Source organism: uncultured Ferrimonas sp., assembly GCF_947489035.1.
GTDB lineage: Bacteria > Pseudomonadota > Gammaproteobacteria > Enterobacterales > Shewanellaceae > Ferrimonas.
Genome location: NZ_CANLCI010000001.1, coordinates 1 through 19321 on the forward strand (window position 1 = coordinate 1; position 19321 = coordinate 19321).

At 57.1% G+C, this 19321-nt stretch carries 10 protein-coding genes; 2 read left to right on the forward strand and 8 right to left on the reverse strand.

Annotation, left to right across the window (positions count from 1 at the left end; translation table 11 throughout):
* Nucleotides 1-325: 325 nt before the first annotated feature.
* The 6 genes from Q0796_RS00005 to Q0796_RS00030 form a co-directional block, all read right to left on the reverse strand.
* The gene (locus Q0796_RS00005; protein WP_298438938.1) at nt 326-3124 is read right to left on the reverse strand and encodes a DUF1800 family protein; all 2799 of its coding nucleotides are present in this window, start codon (nt 3122-3124) and stop codon (nt 326-328) included.
* Nucleotides 3124-4584 carry a DUF1501 domain-containing protein gene (locus Q0796_RS00010; protein ID WP_298438940.1) on the reverse strand — a complete coding sequence of 487 codons (1461 nt, stop codon included), beginning with the start codon at nt 4582-4584 and terminating at the stop codon, nt 3124-3126. The genes Q0796_RS00005 and Q0796_RS00010 overlap by 1 nt, the downstream gene beginning before the upstream one ends.
* 521 nt (nt 4585-5105) lie before the next feature.
* A complete protein-coding gene (locus Q0796_RS00015) occupies nt 5106-5273 on the reverse strand; it encodes a hypothetical protein (protein ID WP_298438942.1) in 168 nt (55 codons plus the stop codon).
* 126 nt (nt 5274-5399) lie between these two features.
* On the reverse strand, nt 5400-7004 hold the full coding sequence (locus tag Q0796_RS00020; protein WP_298438944.1) for a di-heme oxidoredictase family protein: 1605 nt from the start codon (nt 7002-7004) through the stop codon (nt 5400-5402).
* 67 nt (nt 7005-7071) lie between these two features.
* The gene (locus Q0796_RS00025) at nt 7072-8208 is read right to left on the reverse strand and encodes an imelysin family protein (RefSeq protein ID WP_298438946.1); all 1137 of its coding nucleotides are present in this window, start codon (nt 8206-8208) and stop codon (nt 7072-7074) included.
* Between the two features lie 17 nt (nt 8209-8225).
* Nucleotides 8226-9584 carry a hypothetical protein gene (locus Q0796_RS00030; protein ID WP_298438948.1) on the reverse strand — a complete coding sequence of 453 codons (1359 nt, stop codon included), beginning with the start codon at nt 9582-9584 and terminating at the stop codon, nt 8226-8228.
* 320 nt (nt 9585-9904) lie between these two features.
* On the opposite strand from Q0796_RS00030, the gene Q0796_RS00035 reads away from it, so the two are divergent.
* Together Q0796_RS00035 and Q0796_RS00040 are read left to right on the forward strand one after the other, a co-directional pair.
* A complete protein-coding gene (locus tag Q0796_RS00035) occupies nt 9905-11011 on the forward strand; it encodes a M20/M25/M40 family metallo-hydrolase (RefSeq protein WP_298438950.1) in 1107 nt (368 codons plus the stop codon).
* A gap of 124 nt (nt 11012-11135) precedes the next feature.
* Nucleotides 11136-11705 carry a hypothetical protein gene (locus tag Q0796_RS00040; protein WP_298438952.1) on the forward strand — a complete coding sequence of 190 codons (570 nt, stop codon included), beginning with the start codon at nt 11136-11138 and terminating at the stop codon, nt 11703-11705.
* 123 nt (nt 11706-11828) lie between these two features.
* On the opposite strand, the gene Q0796_RS00045 is transcribed toward Q0796_RS00040, so the two are convergent.
* Together Q0796_RS00045 and Q0796_RS00050 are read right to left on the reverse strand one after the other, a co-directional pair.
* Nucleotides 11829-13862 carry a winged helix-turn-helix domain-containing protein gene (locus Q0796_RS00045; protein ID WP_298438954.1) on the reverse strand — a complete coding sequence of 678 codons (2034 nt, stop codon included), beginning with the start codon at nt 13860-13862 and terminating at the stop codon, nt 11829-11831.
* 146 nt (nt 13863-14008) lie between these two features.
* The gene (locus Q0796_RS00050; protein WP_298438957.1) at nt 14009-19123 is read right to left on the reverse strand and encodes a S8 family serine peptidase; all 5115 of its coding nucleotides are present in this window, start codon (nt 19121-19123) and stop codon (nt 14009-14011) included.
* Between the last annotated feature and the right edge of the window lie 198 nt (nt 19124-19321).

A 19321-nucleotide genomic window follows, 5' to 3' on the forward strand; every position in this document is an offset into this window, starting at 1 on the left:
GATGAAGTAAAGCCGAAGGCAGGATGCCGCAGAGGCCAGTTAAGCCATGGATGGCGCATCTGGCCGTTGCTGTAACGCAATGCTGCGAGAACGAGGGGCAGTCGTCACCTCGGAGGCGCTCGGGATTGCAAAGGGACGAGTCCCTTGCCCGCCGCCGAGCGGTCCCGGCAATGATCTTTATGCCGCAGCTGGTCATGCACAATAAGTTCAACAGCTAATTGGTACACAGCCCCAAAAAGCCCCAGCATTGCTGGGGCTTGTGGTTGGGTGGTGCCAACTCAGTTGGGCGTCATTCAGCGCCTAATCCGCTGATGATGCGCCGCGGTTAACGCTGCACCGTCGAGCTTGGGGCATTGGTGATCCCATACACCGACAAGTCCATCATCCAGCCGTCATCAGCCTCAATCAAGGCATCAATCAGCACCTGCCGCTCCTGCGCGCCGGTTAATTGCAGCTGGCCAGCATTCAGGTAAAAATCCAGATGATCCACCACTCGCGCTGCTTGTTCGGCCCGACTGCCGCCCTGCTGCCACAGCTGCTGCAAGCTGTCTGGGTTCAATCGCACCCGCACATCGTCGCTGTCGTAGCCGTTGCTGCTGCCATTGATTTTTCGCACCAGGCCGCGTTCGCTCAGTAAGTTGTAGAGGGTACTCATGGTGGCGAACATCTGCGATTCGGTATTGATCTCCAGCTCTGGCGCCACCAACGAATTACTGGCCAGCTGCCCGGTTGGGGCAAAGTCCGGCGAGTAAAAGTTAAAGACCGACGACGCCCCTAATGCCGCTTGGCCAATGTCCATGTCGCCAACTCGCAACAAGGTGGCGCCGCTGCGATAGTGGTTCACCTCGGCCAAGTTAATGCCGCCACTGCCAAGGGCGGTTGCAGAGCGGGCATCCAACAAGCGGAATAACTGGCTAAAGCGCAGCACCGGCTCTTTGGTTTTGCCCTGCTGCTCCGATTGCATGTGGTTCGGGTTACGCGCTTCCACATCCAGCAATATCGCTTTCACCACCGCGGCCATGTCGCCACGGTGACCAAACGCCGTGGCAACACGCGCAACGTACGCGGGGCTTGGGTTCGAGCTCACCAAACGCTGGATCAACAACCGCGACAGATAAGGCGCGGTGCTCGAATGAGCCACCATCGCGTCCAGCACCCGATCCAGCTCTTGCTCTGCCGCCGCCACGCTGCCATTGCCGCCACCGACAATGAGGCTGGAGCCTTGATCGGTAAACAGGGTTTTCTCGCCAAAATCGTGGTACTGCGGGAAGAACACCATCGGTTCAGTCCAGCGGTATTGCTGATCAACCACGTCGTTATCCAGATCAAACTGGGTGTTTACCACCCGCTGGCCGTTGCTGCTGCGCGATCCCATCGCTAAGCCGGTAAACACCCGCGCCAACTGCTGGATCACGTCGTTGCTGTAGGTGGGCAACGGCAAGCCATTGCCATCCAGCTTAATGGTGCCATCGATGTGGCGCTGCACTAAGCCAAAACTGAACAACTGCATGATCTCGCGAGCGTAATTTTCATCGGGGAAATAGCCCTGCTCAGGATCGGCTTTTTGATTACGCAGGTGACTAAGCCAGATCCCCATGATCGGATGGTAGGTTACCTGTTCCAATAGCTGTCGATAATCACCAAAGGCGTGCGCCCCCAACGTATCCCAGTAGTCCGCCAACCCCCGATGCGCCTCTGCGATGGTTGGCATGGCATCACTCACCACCAAAATCTGGCTGAGCGCAAACGCCATTCGCTGCCGCAGTTGATCGTTACTTTGCGCCGCCATCGTCCAAAAGGCATCGCGGCGATAGAAGTAACCGTGGTTGTAACCAATGGCTTGATAACTGCGATCGGTCAACGCCAACATCGAGCTTTGTGGGGTGTTCATCTGCTGCTCAATCCACTGCTCGTAGACCGCCAAGCGGTTGCTGCCATCGGCCTCAATTGCTGCCCGCAGCTGTTGGTATTGTGCCGGCGTTGCCCCAAAAGTGGCTTGGTTCAGAAAACGGATGATGTCCCGATCCACTTGCTCGGCGTTTAGGGGCACCTGGGCGGGGGCTTCCACATCGCTTTGATAGCGAATGGTGGCGCTGATCTCCCCGTGGGGATAATCGGCGCTGTGGATGTTGAGGTACAGTTCACCGGCAAACAGCGCATCCAGCAACTGCTGACGCGTGTTAAAGACCCCAGAAGGCTCCAGCAGCCAACGATAACCGGTGACATCGCCGCTTTGTTCAATCCCTTTCACCACCCCGCCTTCCGGCGCTAAATGGATGTGTTGATTGGTTTGCTCTGCGCCTAAGCCACTGAAACTGTAACTTAACGTGGCTTCGGTATTGTCGCCGTTCACAATCAAGCTTAACGAGCCGCTGGCGCTGGTTACCGCACTGCCTTGGGGGCCAAATTGCCCTAAAAACACCTTGGAATTGCCGCTGTCGTTGCTGGCATCAGCAATCTGCACCTGCTGGGTTAGGCTGCTGCCAAGCTGGTAACGATCACCGTCAAGCAGCGCTAAGGTTAAGGTTTCCGGCACTTCAACGGTGTCGTCGACGTTGGGCACAATCTCAATCACCCGTCGCGTTTGCTGATCCAGTAACTGGATTTGCGCCCCCACTTCGCCCCCATCGCTGTAACGCAGCTGATAGTCATCGGCGCTCACCGAGCCATCGGCGCTGTTGCTGGCACCGCTGCGTTGATAGTTGATCAGTAGTTCACCCTCGCCATTGCTGCGCTCCACAATCACTTTGGCGATCTGGTTACTGTGCTCAAAGGCACTGGCCACAGCAGGCAATAACGTAACGCTGGCCAGCGGGGTTTCCTCTGGCGGCGGGGTTTCCTCCGGCGGCGGGGTTTCCTCCGGCGGTGGGGTTTCCTCCGGCGGTGGGGTTTCCTCCGGCGGTGGGGTTTCCTCCGGCGGTGGGGTTTCCTCCGGCGGCGGGGTTTCCACCGGCGGCGGGGTTTCCACCGGCGGTGGGGTTTCCTCCGGCGGCGGGGTTTCCTCCGGCGGCGGAAGCTGCTCCGGCACTTCCGGCTCAGGCTCCGGGCTCTCGTTGTCGCTGCCACCACCACAGGCGCTCAGTGCAAACACCAGCGCCAATAACCACAAATTACGTTGGCTCATTACAGTGCGCCTCCCTGAATAAAGCCAAGATTGGCGGCGGTTGAAAACGGATCGTTGAAGTTGGCTAAGGTTGGCAGCAGTGTGGTCAGGTCCGACTGCGCAACGCCCATCCAGTTGGCCATTACCGCATGACACTGACTGGTGGCGGTGGTGGGGATCCACCGGCCTCGGGATTTGTCTTTATCGCTGTCTAAGCCCTGCCCTACCTGCAGATCGGGGTGGCTGCCGTAGATTTTTCCGCCCTGCACCATGCCGCCCATCACCAAGGCGTGACCGCCCCAGCCGTGATCGGTGCCCGCGGCATCGTCGTCGCCGTTAGGGATAAAGGTGCGGCCAAATTCCGACCCGACAAAGGTCAGTGCCTGATCAAAATCGCCCTGCTCCACCAGCGCCTCGCGCAGCGCCGCTAAAGCGCCGTTCAGCTGCGCCATCAGATCCGCATGCTCTGGCAACAAGTTCTGATGGGTATCAAAACCGCCCATGCTGACAAAGTACACCGGGCGGCGGTTGCTGGTGCTGTCGCGGCCCGCAATTAACTTCGCCACGGTTTTCAGCTGTTGGCCCACGTCGCTGCTGCCGGCGTTATGGCGAGCAAAGATCTGATCGTAATCCACACCGTTGTTGTCGGCGATGGCGTAAGCCTGCTCGATGATGTTCTTCGCTTGCTGCGCGTTTTGCAGGGTATCCAGGTGTTTTTGTGCCATCAGGTGATCGGTGTTGACCTGCATTAAGTTATCCAGCAACGATTTGCGGTCGCTGTAATAGCCTCGCAGCGTGAAGGCTCCATTGGCACTCAGAGCAAAGGTGCTGAGGGTCGGATCTTGGCTTACTTGAAAGGTGTTGCGCCCGGCTAACGAGATCAACGGCGACACCTGTTGATCTTGATTAAAGCTGGCCAGTTGCTGCGCTAGGGCGCCGCCGACCCCTTGTTGCCATTGCACCGATGGCGAGCTTTGAAATTGACGCTGTTGATCCGCATGGGAGAACAGCTGCGGCGGCAGTTCAACCGCACTGTCCAGATATTGTTGCCGACTGGTGGGCGCCACGAGATTGCCCATGTTGGCGACAACGCCCAAGTCGCCTTGGTTAAACATGGCGGCCAAATCGGCGCAATTGGGGTGCATGCCAAACCCGTCGTACTGTTCCCCGCCAACAATGGTGACCGCGTCGCTGGGGTTGATGGCCACCAGTTTATCGGCGGCAATGGCGCCTTTTTTTCGAAACGATTGGTAGCGATCGCGCAGTGGCCCTGGGGCTTTCGGGGCCACCATGTTGAAGCTGTCGTTGCCCCCTTGCAGGAACAGGTAGATCAGCGCCTTGAAATCCCCGCTCGCGGCGGTGGTTTGGGCGGCGAAAGAAGCCGCCTGAACCAGTTGTGGTAGTCCTAACCCTAAGGTGGCGGTTACAGCCGCCCCTGCACCGCGTCGCAAAAATCGACGCCGTGAAGCTGAGTGTGTCATTTGATGTCCTTGTTATCTTTTTCTTCCCTATCGGCATCGCCACCGACAACTGCGGGTCGTTCCCAAAATTACGCATTGGCGAAAAAAAGCACGGCGCACAGTGTCGGCCGTTTTTGATGCTTCGATCAAGCGCAAATGCGAACTATTCCTCCAACAAGGGGGCGGGTTCAAGTCAACAATTCTTAAGAAGTTGAAAGGATTTCATGCAGTTGCGGCTGTAATACGAAAGTTTGCAGGCTTATAACAATTTTTTTGGCGGGATCGGACAAGCTGGCACGACAACGAAGTAACCTAATGCCTGCTTATTTGCCGACGTTAAGCTTATTTTGCTGCAATTTGGCCGACGTTGGCTTTATTGGCGAAGTAGACATCCACCATTTTGGTAGATTGTGGACGGAATTTAGGCAATAAAAAGCCGCCATCAACAGAGGAGTATGATGGCGGCTTTTTTCAGCAACAGGGCTCATTACCCGCTGCTTTGGTTGTCGTTGAGTGCGGCAACGGCAGCCTGAATACGCGATTTACGAACAGTGGCCGCAGCAAGAAACGGGCTTTTCCTGCTCGGTTTTCGCCGCCGCTTTGGCTTCCGTCTCGGCCACTTTTTCGTTTACTTGCTCGTTCAACACCAACTCGCTGGCGGGTTCTTGCTGCTCGGATTTTTTGAAAATCTTGGTGAATGACAGTGCCATGGGTTCCTCGACAAAAACATAAGGTGCATTTTGATTGCACCTTATGTTTTGCTGGGGCCACGGTCAACCTTTTGCCGTTAAGATTGCGGCGCAAGATCACGCCATTAGCCAAAGTGCGAGCCAAGGTTACAGCGAGCGTACAAACGCCAACAGTTGACGGCGCTCGGCGGCGCTGAGCTGGCTAAAGGCATCGCGGCTGGTTTGGGCTTCGCCACCGTGCCACAGGATCGCTTCCTCCACAGTACAGGCGCGGCCATCATGCAAGAAGCAAGCGGCGGGATTCACGGTTTGCGTTAAGCCGATGCCCCACAGTGGCCGAGTTTTCCATTCGTTGCCGTTGGCGACAAAATCGCTGCGGCCATCGGCTAACTCTGGCCCCATGTCGTGCAAGAGCATGTCAGTAAAGGGGTAGATGGTTTGATTTAACAGCCCCGCCGGTGCCGCCACGCCGCCTAAGTTACCGCTGCTGGCGGTGGTGAAGCTGGGGGTGTGGCAACCGCTGCAGTTAACCGCAGCAAACAAGCGTGCCCCTTCGCGCACGTCGCTATGGGCGACATCGCGACGAGCCGGAACCCCAAGGGTTTCTGCGTAAAACACCACTTCATCGTCAAAGGCTTGGCTGCTTTCTGGCAAGCCTTGCTCGTCGCTGCCACTGTCTTGGTAGTGGGTGCGCGCCAGATAATCGTGGTGCAGCGCCGTGCCTGCAACGCTCTCTTGGGGAAACAGCGAATTGGTGATGCCGATGTCGCCGCGCAGCGCCCCTAAGGACTGCTGACGTACGCTGGGGGTGCTGGCCTTCCAACCAAAGCGCCCCAGCGACAGTGGCAGGCTGTCGCCATTGGCCGCTTTCACCGCATCAAACACACGGTTAGGACGGCCGGAGATCCCGTCGTTGTTGTCGTCATTTTCATCGGCTAAGGCGAGGATCGCCGCCTCTGGGATCAATTCCAGCAAACCTAAGCCAAACACCGGCATGCCATTACGCAACCCCGCCACCACATTGGCTTGGCCTAAGCTGCTGGCAGAGATGTCGTCGGGGCTGTCGTAGGCATTGCTAAAACGAAAATCCGGTTTCAGCAACTCCGTCACACTGCCGTCGGGGTAGGTAAAGTCGCTGCGCTGCCACGCCATGGCAATGTCGGCTTGGCCGATAAAGTTATGTTGTTGCCAGTCTGGGCGCGCTTTTAACACCCCACGGTGGAACATCTGGGTACCAAAATCGGGCACCGGGATCGGCGCACAGTAATCGTTGCTGGCGTTCTGCTCGCTGCAATCGTGATCGCGCTTAAGGCTGATCCGCGCAAAAATGCCGGCGGCGGTGCCCAGCACTCGGTACTGGCCATCGGCATTGATTAAGGTAGAGGAACGGCCATCGCGCTGATGACAGGCGTTGCAGTTAGAGTTATTGAATACCGGCCCTAAGCCATCAAGTTCTGGGTGTTGGCTGTTGGGGGCGGTCGTGAAGCTGGTTTCAAAGTGGGCATCACCGGCCAAATGACGCGCCAACTCTGGCTGGCTCAAGTTCGGCGCTGGGGTTGAGAAACCATGACCGGAATTGCTGGCGTCGGGCACGGTGGTGTCGCCACCTAAGTTAACGACATCGGTAAAATCGGGGTATTGCACTGGCGGTGGTGGCTCATCACCGCTGCCACTGCCACCACAGCCACTGAGCAGCAGCGCCATCAGTGCCGTCGGCAGCAGGTGTTGATAAGGGATAGGGGGGGTATTCATTGGCAAGACTCACGCAAGACGCCCACATGCTGTGGGCGTTCAAGTTAATTAACAACGCCGAAGCGTGTTAGCCATTCCATTGACCCATCAGGGCGATGGCATCGGTTTCCAACGAGCTTTGCAAAGTCGATAAGGCATCTACCGCCGCTTGAATGCGAACGCGACCGTCGTTGTCGGTGATCGCCTGCCGGAACGGCATGTTGCTGTCGCCACCAATGGCTTCAATGGCGGCAATGGCGGCGGCGATCTCGTTATCGATGCGGCTGGCCAACGCTTCATCGCCCGCACGAACAAAGTCGATGATCCCAGGGCGATCGGTCGCGGTGGCGAACTCACCACGGTACACGTTCTGCACCCCACGGATGTTGTCGGCAAAATCCAACAGCGAGTTCCAGCTGTACTGGGATTCCACTAGCGAGGTGTCTGCGGCGTCAATGCTGGCGCCAAATGGATCGGCGATTTTGCCGTTGCCAACCTCATCCACAATGCCAACCATGCCGTTGATCAGCTCTTCAACCACCGCTAAGTCACTGCCATAGAAGTTGTTGTTGGCGTCTTTTAAGTTGTCGGCGTACGCCGCACCGCCGTCGTAGGCACTGATCCAAGCATTCTCCAAGCTCTCGCCATAATCCGCCGCGGTTTCAGCCAAGGCCACCAAGTATTCGCGCTCAGACTCGGTCAGCTCGGCAATGGTTTTGTTGTTGTCGGCAACGCCATCGCCAAACAGCAAGAACTCCATGGTGTGGAAGCCTTGCACGTCGTCGTTCCACGTTTTGATGGTGTCGGCATCAAAGCTGTTGTTGTTCAGCAGCTGCGCTTGTAAGTCGGTGGTGTTCAGCGGCCAGCTGTCCAGGTGTGGATCGATGCTTAACGCATCAATTGGGCCAAAGATGTGTGATTCCCCCTGCTCCCACGGTTGACGAGCTGCCTGCCACGCCAACTTGGCCTTATCCAAGTTGGCCTGAGTTGGGACGTTACGCAGGTTGTCGGCGGCTAGATGCAGGTTATCCAAGGCCGTGGCCAAGTTTTGGTAACCGCTGACCATCACGTTGTCGGTCAGGTTATCGATCATCGTTGACGCATCAAAGTCAAAGCCCGTTGGCGCCGGGGTTGGGGCTGGGCTGCTGTCACTGCTGGAGCTGCCACAGGCGGCAACAGAGAGGGCGATAGCGATGGCGGTTAAGCCGGTTTTCCATGGGTTCATTCGGGGATTCCTTTCAATCAAAGTGAAAATTGGTAGCCTGCGCTCAGCGCGAAAAAGGTACTGTCATCAATGTTGTTCTGCTCTACTCGCTCTTGGCCAAACTCTGCCTTTAGCACCACTTGCGTGACCGGTTGGTAGTTAATGCCAGTAGAGAGCCAGCTGCGTTCAAAGCGGGCGGTGCCGGTGCCAGACTGCACCGCTTTTTGTGGGTTGCTGTATTCGCCGTTGATGAACAACGACAGCGGCTGTGACCAGCCCAACCATGGGGCCACGTTAACCCCAGCCTCGATGAAGCCAAATTCAGATTCGCTGCCCAACTGGGCAAAGTTGCCGGGATTCAGCCCAGGGGTGGTTTTGTTGGCTTGGGTGATTAAGTCGGCGTCGTCCAGCTCGCCATAGAGGTATTGGCCGCGCAGGGTCCAAGGGCCCTCAACGTAAGCGCCGTGCAGATCCCAGATCCGCACCTGGCCATCGGCGTCAATCTTGTTGGTTTTGTGGCGGTTGCCGCTGGTGTTGCCTTGGTAGTAAGCCAGCCCCAACGCCGAGCCCGTTTTGATGTCGCCCCAGTCAAGGCGTAACACCATTGCCAAATCGTCGGCGTTTACGGTTTCGAAGCGGCGCTGATGGCCGGTGGCAACCCAGCCGTAGGTACGGAAATATTCCGAGTTTAAACCGGTGATCAGCTGCGCTTGATAGAAGAAGTTGTGCCAGTTGCCCTTTAGCCCCAAGCCGGTTTCGTGCCACACGGTGGGAATGATCTGGCCCTGATCGCCGTGGCGGCGCACGGTAAAGTATTGGTTGGGCTTGTGCAGCATGGTGGTCATGCCAACCGGTACATAGAAGCGCCCCAGTTGCAGGGTGAGCCACGGCGCGTACTGATATGCCACCTTGGCTTGCTCGACAATCACCTCGCCGCCCGCTTCCACTTCGGTTTCAAATTCACCGAACTCATCGAAACCGTCGTATTCCAAGGTGACGCCGGTGCCGCCGTGTTCAAACTCAATTTCCGCTTCCGCCGACCAGCGATCACTGAATTGGTAGCCAAACTCCACCACCACTCGCTCAAGATCGGCACTGGTGCGACGATCGCCTTCGCTGTCTTGGCTGTTTTGGTAGATAACGCGGTTATCCAGCACCACGTTGCCGTAGGAGGAAAAGCTGAAGCGGGGATCGGCGCTGGCTGGCGTCTCACTCAGTGCCTCGATTTGCGGCTTAAGCTGCGGCTGCAACTGCTGTTGCAGTGCTTCAATCTGCCGCTGTTGCGCGGCCAGCTGTTGGCTTAGCTGCTCCAGTTCGGTGCTGCTATTGGCAAACGCCGTGGTGGGCGCCAGCACTGCAGGCGCTAATGCCGCAGCAATCGCAAATGACCGTTTCATCTTCCACTCCATTAACAAAGACGGAACGGATCGTAATGAGTTTGGTTATCACTTGCAATAACATTAACATCAGCAACAACTTTGCAACCGCAGTGCCATTGACGCTACATTTATCGTCATATCGCAGCACGTTTGCCGAGGTTACCGACACAATACTGCGGCAGACATCACCTTGAACCACAACAATTAACAATTGTGGTAAAAATACCCGAGATCACTCTACGAAGAGAACTCTGCGCCAATTTTGCAACCAAGCTCACCTTGCATGGCGTTATTTTTCGCTACATTGCCCGCCTTCATCGCTATTTACTGAGTAAATCATGACTTCCATTAATCAAGACCGCCTGGTTGAGCACTTTATCGAGCTGATCAAAATCGACAGCGAATCGCAAAATGAACAACAGATTGCGGAAACCTTGGCCGAGCAATTGGGTCAACTTGGGTTTGAAGTGACTCGCCTGCCGGTAGCCGCAGAATTGTCGAATGGCTTTAACCTGTACGCCAAACTGGCGGGCAGCTTAGAAGGCACCATCTTGATGAGCTGCCACATGGACACCGTAACGCCGGGCAACGGCATTGAGCCGGTGATCAACAACGGCATCATCTCCAGCGCGGGCGACACCATCTTAGGTGGCGACGACAAATCCGGTATTGCGGCGATCATGGAAGCGGTACGAGCCATCAAGGCCAGCGGCCAAGCGCACAAAACCTTAGAGCTGGCCTTTACCGTGTTTGAAGAGGGCGGTTTGCACGGCTCGAAGAACTTCGACATGAGCGTAGTCAGCGCCAACGAAGCGATCGTGTTGGACTCCGGCGGCCCTATCGGCACCATCATCACCGTGGCACCGGGTCAGCAAAACCTGAAAGTGACCATCAACGGTAAGCCAGCCCACGCCGGTTTGGCGCCAGAGCAAGGCATCAACGCGTTAACCGTGGCCGCCGATGCCATCAGCAACATGAACCTGTCGCGCATTGATGCCGAAACCACCGCCAACATTGGTGTGGTAAAAGGGGGCCAAGCCACCAACATCGTGATGCCAGAGCTGTACCTTGAAGCGGAAGCGCGTTCATTGAACGACGCCAAGCTGGCGGCGCAAGTGAGCCACATGGTCAGCACCTTGGAAGCGGCGGCCGCTAAACACGGTGCCAGCGTTAACATCGACACCGAGCGCAGCTACAACGCCTACAACATCGCCGACGATGACGCCTTTGTTGCCCAGATCCAAGCGGCATTCGAGCAGATCGCCGTGGTGCCAGAGCTGCAATCCACCGGTGGCGGTTCCGATGCCAACATCTTTAACGAGAAAGGCTTGAAGACCGTTAACCTGTCAACCGGCATGGCTAAGGTGCACACCACCGAGGAATACATCGCCATCGCTGATATGGTGAAGATCACTGAATTTGTGCAGGCGTACTTAACTCGTTAAGTTCAGCCGCCGATCAGTACGGGAGCCCAAGGGCTCCCGTTTTTTTTTGCGACTTTTTCGCGGCTTAACCGATGCCGTGCGGCGCAACGGTTAAGCCGCTGTGGTATACCTTAGGGATCCTTACTTGTTGATGCCGATCATGAAGCCTATCTACCTTGCTGTTGCCGCCACCTTAATCAGCGGCTGTGGCCTTAATACCACCACAACCTTTAACCAACCCTACGCCAGCGAAGCGCAACAACAACAGCGGCAAGTGGCGCAACAAGCCTACGATAACGCCTTAGCGCAGGAACAATCCCGCCAGCAGATCCCGCCAAGCAGTGAACCGATGCTGACCATTCAGCCCATCGGTACTGGCACCCCTGCCCAACTGATGAACGTACTCGACAGCCACACGCTGTTGCTCAATATCCCGTCGTGGCCACAACCGTTTGCCCATGCCCTGCCGGTGCGCCTTGCCGGTGCTGAGCTGCCCCGTGCCAACGGCCAATGCCAAGCGGAAATTGACGCCGCCCGCGCCACCGAAAGTTACTTAAACACGGCATTGGCGCAGGGCCAGTTGATGATCAACATGCCCGTGCGCGAAGCCGATTTCGCCATCAAGGCTACGGTGACCCTTAACAGCATCAATGTGGTTGATCTGCTGAAACAACAGCAGTTGGCCAAGAACAGCGGCGACCGTTGGTGCCACTAGCAGCCAGCCATAGCCAGCCCCCACAATTAAGCCCGCGATTGCGGGCTTAATTATGACGATTGGCGGGTTAGCGTTGGGCAGGCGATCAGGCCAACTCTGACTCACAAGCTCTAGCGAAGCAAACTACTGCCGCGCAATGGCAACAATGTCGCCTTGCACCCGTTGGCGCAGGTTTAACGTTACGGTATCCGCACGCACCCGCAGCGACCGATCCTTACGCATGGCGCCGCGGCGCAGCCGCTTCAATAAGCGGTTATCCCCCGCAACCACCAAGCGTAACTCATCGCCTTCGGCGCTGCGGCGCAAGTAGACCAGATCCTCCCCATGCAGATCCCAGTTGCCCCAATCCGGCGCGGCTAAATCGGTTAACACCTGTTGCACTTCGCCGCTGCTGAAATCCAGATACCACAGCCCGGGCAGATCCACTTTGCTGAAGTACAGGCCAGTGCCATCGCGGTTTTCTCGACCATAGAGCCCGCCGTTGTCGGTGATCTGGGTTAACTGCTGCTGTTGGAGATCCCAGCGCCACAACTGCCACTGACCGCTGCGATCGCTGCTGAAATAGAGCCGCTGGCCATCGCTGCTGTAAGCGACATTTTTGGCTAAACCGATGGGTTGATCGATTAACTGCGGCAGACCGCCCACGGTCTGCACAAACAGCTTGGATTGCTGTTCATGCTCGGTCAGGTACGCAAACTGGCTGCCATCGGGTGACCACTCTTGCAGCCCCGGCGGGGTCTGCGCAAAGGTGATCTGTTGATTGTCGCTGCCATCAATGTGGCCACGCCACAATTGGAAGGCACCATGCCGATTCGACAGGGTCAGCAGTTGCTGGGTGTCGGGATGATAATCGCCGTACAGCTCGCGGCCGGACGACTGCACTTCATGCAGCGGCGTTTGCCACTGATCCCATTGCCAGATCTGGGTGAATTCACGGGTGTTGCGGATGGCCAAGGCGATGTGATCGTCATCCAGCACGGTGAAGTTGGTGATCGCTTGGTCTTGATAGAGGGTATCAAGCAGCTCGCCACTGAGGTTGCGTCGGTTCAAGCCAAACTGGCCCTGCTGATATTCGATCGCCAAGATTGATTGCTCACCATAGCCCCAGCCCAGCGCAAAGGTTGGCAGTGGTTGGGCTCGCACACTTTGCAGCTCTTGCCCCTGTTGCCACAGCATGATTTTGGCGTTGCCGTTGCCTTGGCTGCGACTGAACAGCAGTTGCTGTCCATCGCGATCCCACGCCGGCAGGCTGTCGAGCTCAGACGCATTGGGAAAGGTTAATTGCGAGACGCGTTTGCTGCCAAGGTGATAGCTAAAAATGGACGTAGCGGCGTCTTTACCGGCTTTGCCCACGTAGGCCAACTTGCTGCCATCCCCCGCCCAACTGAGGGTGCGGTTGGCGTTGCCGCCAAAATGACACAGCGCCACCAGTTGCGGCGCCGCCTCTGGCGCTTGGAGCATCACTTCACAGCGACCTTCGGTCAATTTCAGGTAAGCCAGTTGTTGCCCATCCGGCGACCAGCTCGGCGACAGTTTTATCCCATCATCAAAGGTCAGTTGCTCGGTGGCTCCGCCCTGCAGTGGACGCTGATACAGCTGCCCAACGCCACCGGATTTGGCCCAGCCAAACAGCAGCTTATCTTCCGTTGGGTGGCGTTGGGGGTAGTCTTCGATGCCGGGGAAATCGGTGAGTTTATCCTCGAGCAGATACTGTTCTGAACGCGGCCACAGCAGCGCCATTGCCACCACCAGCAGTAGCACCGCAGCGACCGCCAACGGTTGCAGAGCTGGCCACCATTGCGGCGAGGCTGCGGCACTCACTTGAACTGACGCGCGCACCGGCAGCTGCAAAACGTAGCCCACTTTCGGCACCGCGCGGATCGCTTCTTCGCCTTCGCTGCCAAGCTCTAAAATCTTGCGGATTTTCCAGATGTAATTGGTTAGCCCTTTTTCCCCCACGGCGGCATTGCCGTCCCAGATCTGATCAATGAAGTATTGACGCGGGATCACTTGCTGCGGTTGCTGCACGAGCAACCACAACACCTGCATCACTTTTGCCGGCAGTTGGTGGCTATCTTCATCAATAACTATGCAGTTATTAGCAAAATCAACGCAACATCGGCCAAGTTGGATTGGTTCGGTGGGCTTGGAGGGCAAAGGAGTAACCTTCTGAGTCTATTGTTTTTATTATGTTGTTTGCCGTTATGCCAACGGCAACACTGCCACCTTAGCGCGATTAACAATTTGCATACAAGATCAAAAAAGGCCTGCAATTGCAGGCCTTGGCTGGGAACTATCTTAAATTAACGGCGGAACAGGCGAACCAAGCCGAGCAACAGCAAGGCAAACCACGACACGCTGCCGCTGGAAGAACCGCCGCTGGATGGCGGCGTAACGGCTGCCGGCTGCGCTTCCACCAACACGTTAACGCTGGCTTCACTTTGCATGGTGCCGTCGTCAATGGTGACGGTGAACACCGATTCACCCACCGGCAAGCCAGTGACTTCGGTGATCATCGCGTTGGCATCAACGATGGTGCCAGGACCACTCCAGGTAACTGACATGGTGTCGCCATCCACGTCATAGGAGTTGCTGGCGTCCAAGGTGATCGCATCCCCTTCCATCGCGCTGATCTCGGTGGCGGCCAACATCACCGTTGGTGCATCGGCAGTGCCTTGCACGGTCAGGTTGAAGCTGGTGCTGGCGAAATCGCTGGCCACTTGGCCATCACGCACGGTTACGGTCACCGTGGTGTCACCAAAGAAGTTTGGCGCGGCGATCAGGTTGAAGCTGTTGCTGCCATTGATTTCAGCGGTAACGCCTTCCCCACTGACTTCCAACACATTGGCGCTGCTGTTTTGATCCAACCAGTTGACGGCGATGTTGTCGATGCGCCCCTCTTCCTGCATGGTCATGTCAGCCAGATCCAACACCTTCAAGTTGCCGCGTACGTCCACTTGGTGAGTGACGGTGGTGGCTTCGGCATGGCCGATTTGAGAGTACAGCTCGATGTCCATCTGTTGATTCGCTACTCGTTCATCCACCCGCAACTGCAGTTGCAGGTTCATTGCGGTTTGCTCTGGACCACGGTAGTCGTAACAGATCACCAGTTTGTCTTCGAGCAGTTGGTCAAGGTTGTCAAAGCCGACGTTGTTATCCAGGTAACCTTCAACGGCACCGTCAGAACGACTGAGCAGACCGTGGTAACCACGAACCCCAATAGAGCCGGCGGTCAGATCGCTGCCCAAGTTGTCGTAGGCCATCATGATTTCGAACTTGCCTTCGCTGAAGTCCAAACCGCCACGCAACACCAGCTCAAAGTCGAACTCATCGCCGCTGTTTTTGTCGCTGACGTTATCGAACTCTAAGAACAGCAGTTCACCTAAGTGCGGGTTAGCGTCGCCATCAATCGCGGCAATGGTTAACCCTTTCGGTTGGTAAGGCGCGCCGTCGTAGCTGGTTTCAAAGCTGCCACGCCAAAATGGCGACATCGCCCGCGACAGGAAGCCGTAATCCATTGGCGCGTGGAAACGCGGTGGCCAGAAGAAGCGGTCAAATTTGATCAAACCGGTTGGGCTGATCGACATGTAACCTTCACTTTCAGCGCCGTACAGCGGGATGTCGATGCCACTCTTTTGGAATAACCAATCGATGGGGATCTGGAACATCTCGGTTTCGCTGTCGCCTGCAAACCACTCTACCGGCAACAAGCCAAACTCAACCAAGTTCTCGTAGCTGCCATCGGATTGCGGATCCACCGACGGCAAGCGACACTGCTCGGACTCGCGGCTGGTGGTAACCACGTACTCACGGCCAACGTCAGCTGAGCTGGCTTGGCTGCCCTGCAACTGCAACCCGGTTTCGGTTTCAGTTAAGAACGGCGTGGCCATGTCGTTGCTGATCAGGCTATCCGGTACCAAGGTCAGGCCCTGCGGCAGCGTCAGCGCCAACTCAAAGTCGCGCTCGGCGTCGGTCATGTTGGGCTTCACCTCGATGGTGACATCCAAGATGTCGCCCACTTTGGTGCTGTCTTTGCTGACGTTCAGTGCGGTCAGATCTTCACCGCGAGTGATCTTGGTGCCGATAAAGCCAATGTCGCCATCGGCTGCAGCGGAGCTAGACACCTCGATGCCACCGTAATAGACCGAGCCGATCTCCGCCTCCGGCAGGCTCCAACCAATTTGAGCATCAAAAGGTTCAATCGCATCCACCGAGTTAGGCACCACAACCGTCATCTCACCGGCGGCTTCGCTGTCGGCGTTAATGACCGCATAACCCACGCTCACCTGATCGGTGTAATCCTCTGGGTATTCTGGGCTACGGAAGTTGTGCACCATCACCCAGTACGTACCGGCCTTAGGGTTGGTGATATCACAGTAGTTATCTAAGGTGTCGTGGGTGGAGCTACAGATCATTTCGCCAATGAACTCGCCCATGTCCGCAAACTCACCGTCGCCGTTTTCATCAAAGCCGATGTTGATGAATGGGCTGTTTGGTAAGCCCTCTTCAATCATTGGGTAGGCTTCTTGAATTTCAACGATTAAGCGTTTGCTGCCTTCGGGCACCTCAACGTTAAACAGGGTGATCCCCTGCTCTGGCGATGGGTTTGCCAGATCGCCGCCGACCCCGCCGTTCATCTGCCAAGACAGCACCGTGGGGGCCACTAATGGGTAGCTGGTGGCGGTGAGATCGTCGGTAGAGGGCACCGATAACCCACGGATGTGGGATTGATCGCTGTTGCTGTTGGCGTCAATGCTGACCGACTTCGGCAGCTGGCCCCGTTCAAAGCCTGCCACTACCGGCAGGTGTTGGCGATCGCCGCCCTCTTCAATCAAATTCACCTGACCAAAGAAGAACAGGCCATCGCTGTCGGTGCGAGTTTGGAAGCGACCCTCTTCGTTATTCAACGAGGTAAAGTCCGGCACCGTGGCGGTGATCTGCACCACTTGGCTTTCACCGGCGGCCAAGCTGAATGACGCTGGCGACACCACCACATCAATCAAGCCCGCATCAGAGAACTTGCCCAGCCCTTCGGTGGTCCAGCTGCCGTCGCGCGTTGCTCGCACGGTTCGCAACCAGCTGCAGCTGCCCTGACAGTTGATGTTGGACATGCTTGGGGTGTTCAACCAGCTGACGTTGCCACCGGCTTGTGGGTTGGCGTCGCGGTAGTTGGCGGCGGTTTCATCCAGCACCAAACCGGCGTTGATCGCCTTATCCACTTGAATGCGACCGGCACCGGCGTCAAACCAGGTGGAGATAAAGTCAAACTGGCCGAGCTTAACCTCGCTGTTGGAGGTGGTCATCAGCGCCGATTGGATCTCGGCAGGAGTCCAATCTGGGTGCGCTTGTTGGATCAGCGCCATGGCACCGGCCACCTGTGGCGACGCCATCGAGGTGCCGCTGAGCATCGACCAATCCATCGCCGATGGGTAAGCGGTAAATGGCTGATCATCGGCATAGGCAGCGTACACGCCCACCCCGGGTGCGCTTAAGTCCGGCACCAGGTAATCACGGTTGGTGATGCTTGGGCCACGGGAGCTGAAGTCCGCCAGCAGATCCCCTGCGGCGCTATCAAGGGTATAGGTGTTTTGCGCTTCGGAAATGGTGGCGGTGTGATCGCCTTCGGCGCCATCGGTGATCCAATCAAACAGGGTACGACCATCAAAGAAACTGATGTGAATGCCCGGCAGTGGGTACACGTCGGCCACCACGGTTTCGTCGTAACTCATGTTACGCAGGACAAAGCCACCAGCGCCGCCTGCAAGGACGTTATCGGCTTTGGCGACACGGGCGATGTTGCCGCGATCACACAAGACGATTTCACCGGCAAAGGTGTCTGCGGCAAAGGGGGTTTCACACAAAGGATCGCCATAGTCACCGGCGTACACCACCGGTGCGGTAATGCCGCCACTGAAGCTCTTGCCCTCAAAGCCACGCCACGGTTGGAAGTTACCGCCAACGAAGCCATCCATGGTTTTCACTGCCGCATCAAACACGCGGTCGTGGCTGGTGGCGCCAACCGAGGTCAGCCACGGTGAGGTGTGATCGCTGGTGTAGTAGCCAAATCGACCGCTGTTACCAGCGGAAGCCGCCACGTTAATGCCCGCTTCACGGGCGGCCAAGAACGCCAGTTCCACCGGATCGCTCCAAGGGAAGCCTTCGCTGCCGCCGATGGAGAAGTTAATCACGTCTACGCCGTCGAGGATGGCGTCTTCAATCGCCGCCAGCAGCGCTTCTTCCGGACAACCGGCGTAAGGATCGCCAGCGCCACCGGGCATACACACCTGATACGAGATGATCTGCGCTCGCGGCGCTAAGCCCGCGGTTTGGGCAAAGGTAACGCCGGTATCAATACCATCACTGGTGGCGGAACCATCAAACACTACATACGGAGTATCGCTGATGCGATTGCCGGCAACGGTGCTGGCGGTGTGCGAGCCGTGGCCGTTGTAGTCTTCGCCGTTGGCTGGGCGGATCTGCTGCGCCGGTTCCCATTCGCGCCAATCTTCCGCTTGGAACTCTGGGGCGCTGTACACGTCAGTAATAACGGAATAGGAGTGCACCCCAATCAGCTTGTCGTTACACAAATCGGCATCGGTGGCACAGTCACCAACGTAACCCGCTGGGGTCGGGTAGACATAGCCATCTTCAGAACTGTCTGAGAACGCCGGGTGATCGGTGTTGATGCCGGTATCGATGATCCCCACCACCATCCCTTCACCCAGGTACTTGCCGCTGAGCCCCGCAACGTCGCCGGTCCATACCTTGTCGGCCCCCACAAACGCCGGAGAACGGTCGGTGTGCAGTTGCATGGTACGGGCGCGGCTGATCTTCTTCACGCCGCTGACGCTGGCCATCGCCTGCGCTTCCGCTTGGGTCATCTCCATCACCATGGCGTTTTGCGCTACGGTGAGGTGACGCTTAACCGTTGGGTTGGCGCCCACGGCTGCCGCTTGGCTCAGCACCCCTTGCTGCTGGTTTCGCAGGTGGCTGCGGTAGGCGGTGGCCGCCGAGCTGTTGGCATTAAAGTGTTGGGTTTGAACGTAGTTGCCCCGTGGCGAGGCTTTGGTGGCGGCCAAACCGGCCACGCTGCCGTCGTACAACGCCACTGGCGCATCGGTTAACTGCACCACGTAGGTTTGCGGGCCACTGAGCCCCGCTTCCGCTTCAAACACCGGCTCGGCGTTGCCGCCACCCAATTGCGTGTTAAGGCCGTGCTGGCCCGGATAGAACTGCGCTTTTTGCTGGGCGCGTTGTTGCATCGCCGCGATCTGGGCGCTGTCGATCAGGGTGGGTTTGAACACCCCATGATCTTGGGTTTGGGCGCTGGCTCCGGCAGACAATGCCAGATAGGTTGCAACGGCGGTGGCCACTGCGGCGCGCTTCGGCACCTTGGTTGATGTTAATGGAAACGACATATGGATCCCCTATGTTTGCTGTACTTCCATGACTGGTTTGTTGCGCCAGCTCGGCATGGCAGAGCTGCACAACAATTGACCTTATTCAGCAACTTAGAGGGGATCGCTGGCGTCACTCCAGCCTTTGGCTCAGCCAGGCGCTAGAATCTTTGTCCTATTTTCCTCTCTTTTTTATCTATTTCTTATTTATCAATAAGA

Coding starts and splice junctions, on each gene's coding strand:
- Q0796_RS00005 (WP_298438938.1), bottom strand. CDS start 3,124: ATGAGCCAACGTAATTTGTGGTTATTGGCGCTGGTGTTTGCACTGAGC.
- Q0796_RS00010 (WP_298438940.1), bottom strand. CDS start 4,584: ATGACACACTCAGCTTCACGGCGTCGATTTTTGCGACGCGGTGCAGGG.
- Q0796_RS00015 (WP_298438942.1), bottom strand. CDS start 5,273: ATGGCACTGTCATTCACCAAGATTTTCAAAAAATCCGAGCAGCAAGAA.
- Q0796_RS00020 (WP_298438944.1), bottom strand. CDS start 7,004: ATGAATACCCCCCCTATCCCTTATCAACACCTGCTGCCGACGGCACTG.
- Q0796_RS00025 (WP_298438946.1), bottom strand. CDS start 8,208: ATGAACCCATGGAAAACCGGCTTAACCGCCATCGCTATCGCCCTCTCT.
- Q0796_RS00030 (WP_298438948.1), bottom strand. CDS start 9,584: ATGAAACGGTCATTTGCGATTGCTGCGGCATTAGCGCCTGCAGTGCTG.
- Q0796_RS00035 (WP_298438950.1), top strand. CDS start 9,905: ATGACTTCCATTAATCAAGACCGCCTGGTTGAGCACTTTATCGAGCTG.
- Q0796_RS00050 (WP_298438957.1), bottom strand. CDS start 19,123: ATGTCGTTTCCATTAACATCAACCAAGGTGCCGAAGCGCGCCGCAGTG.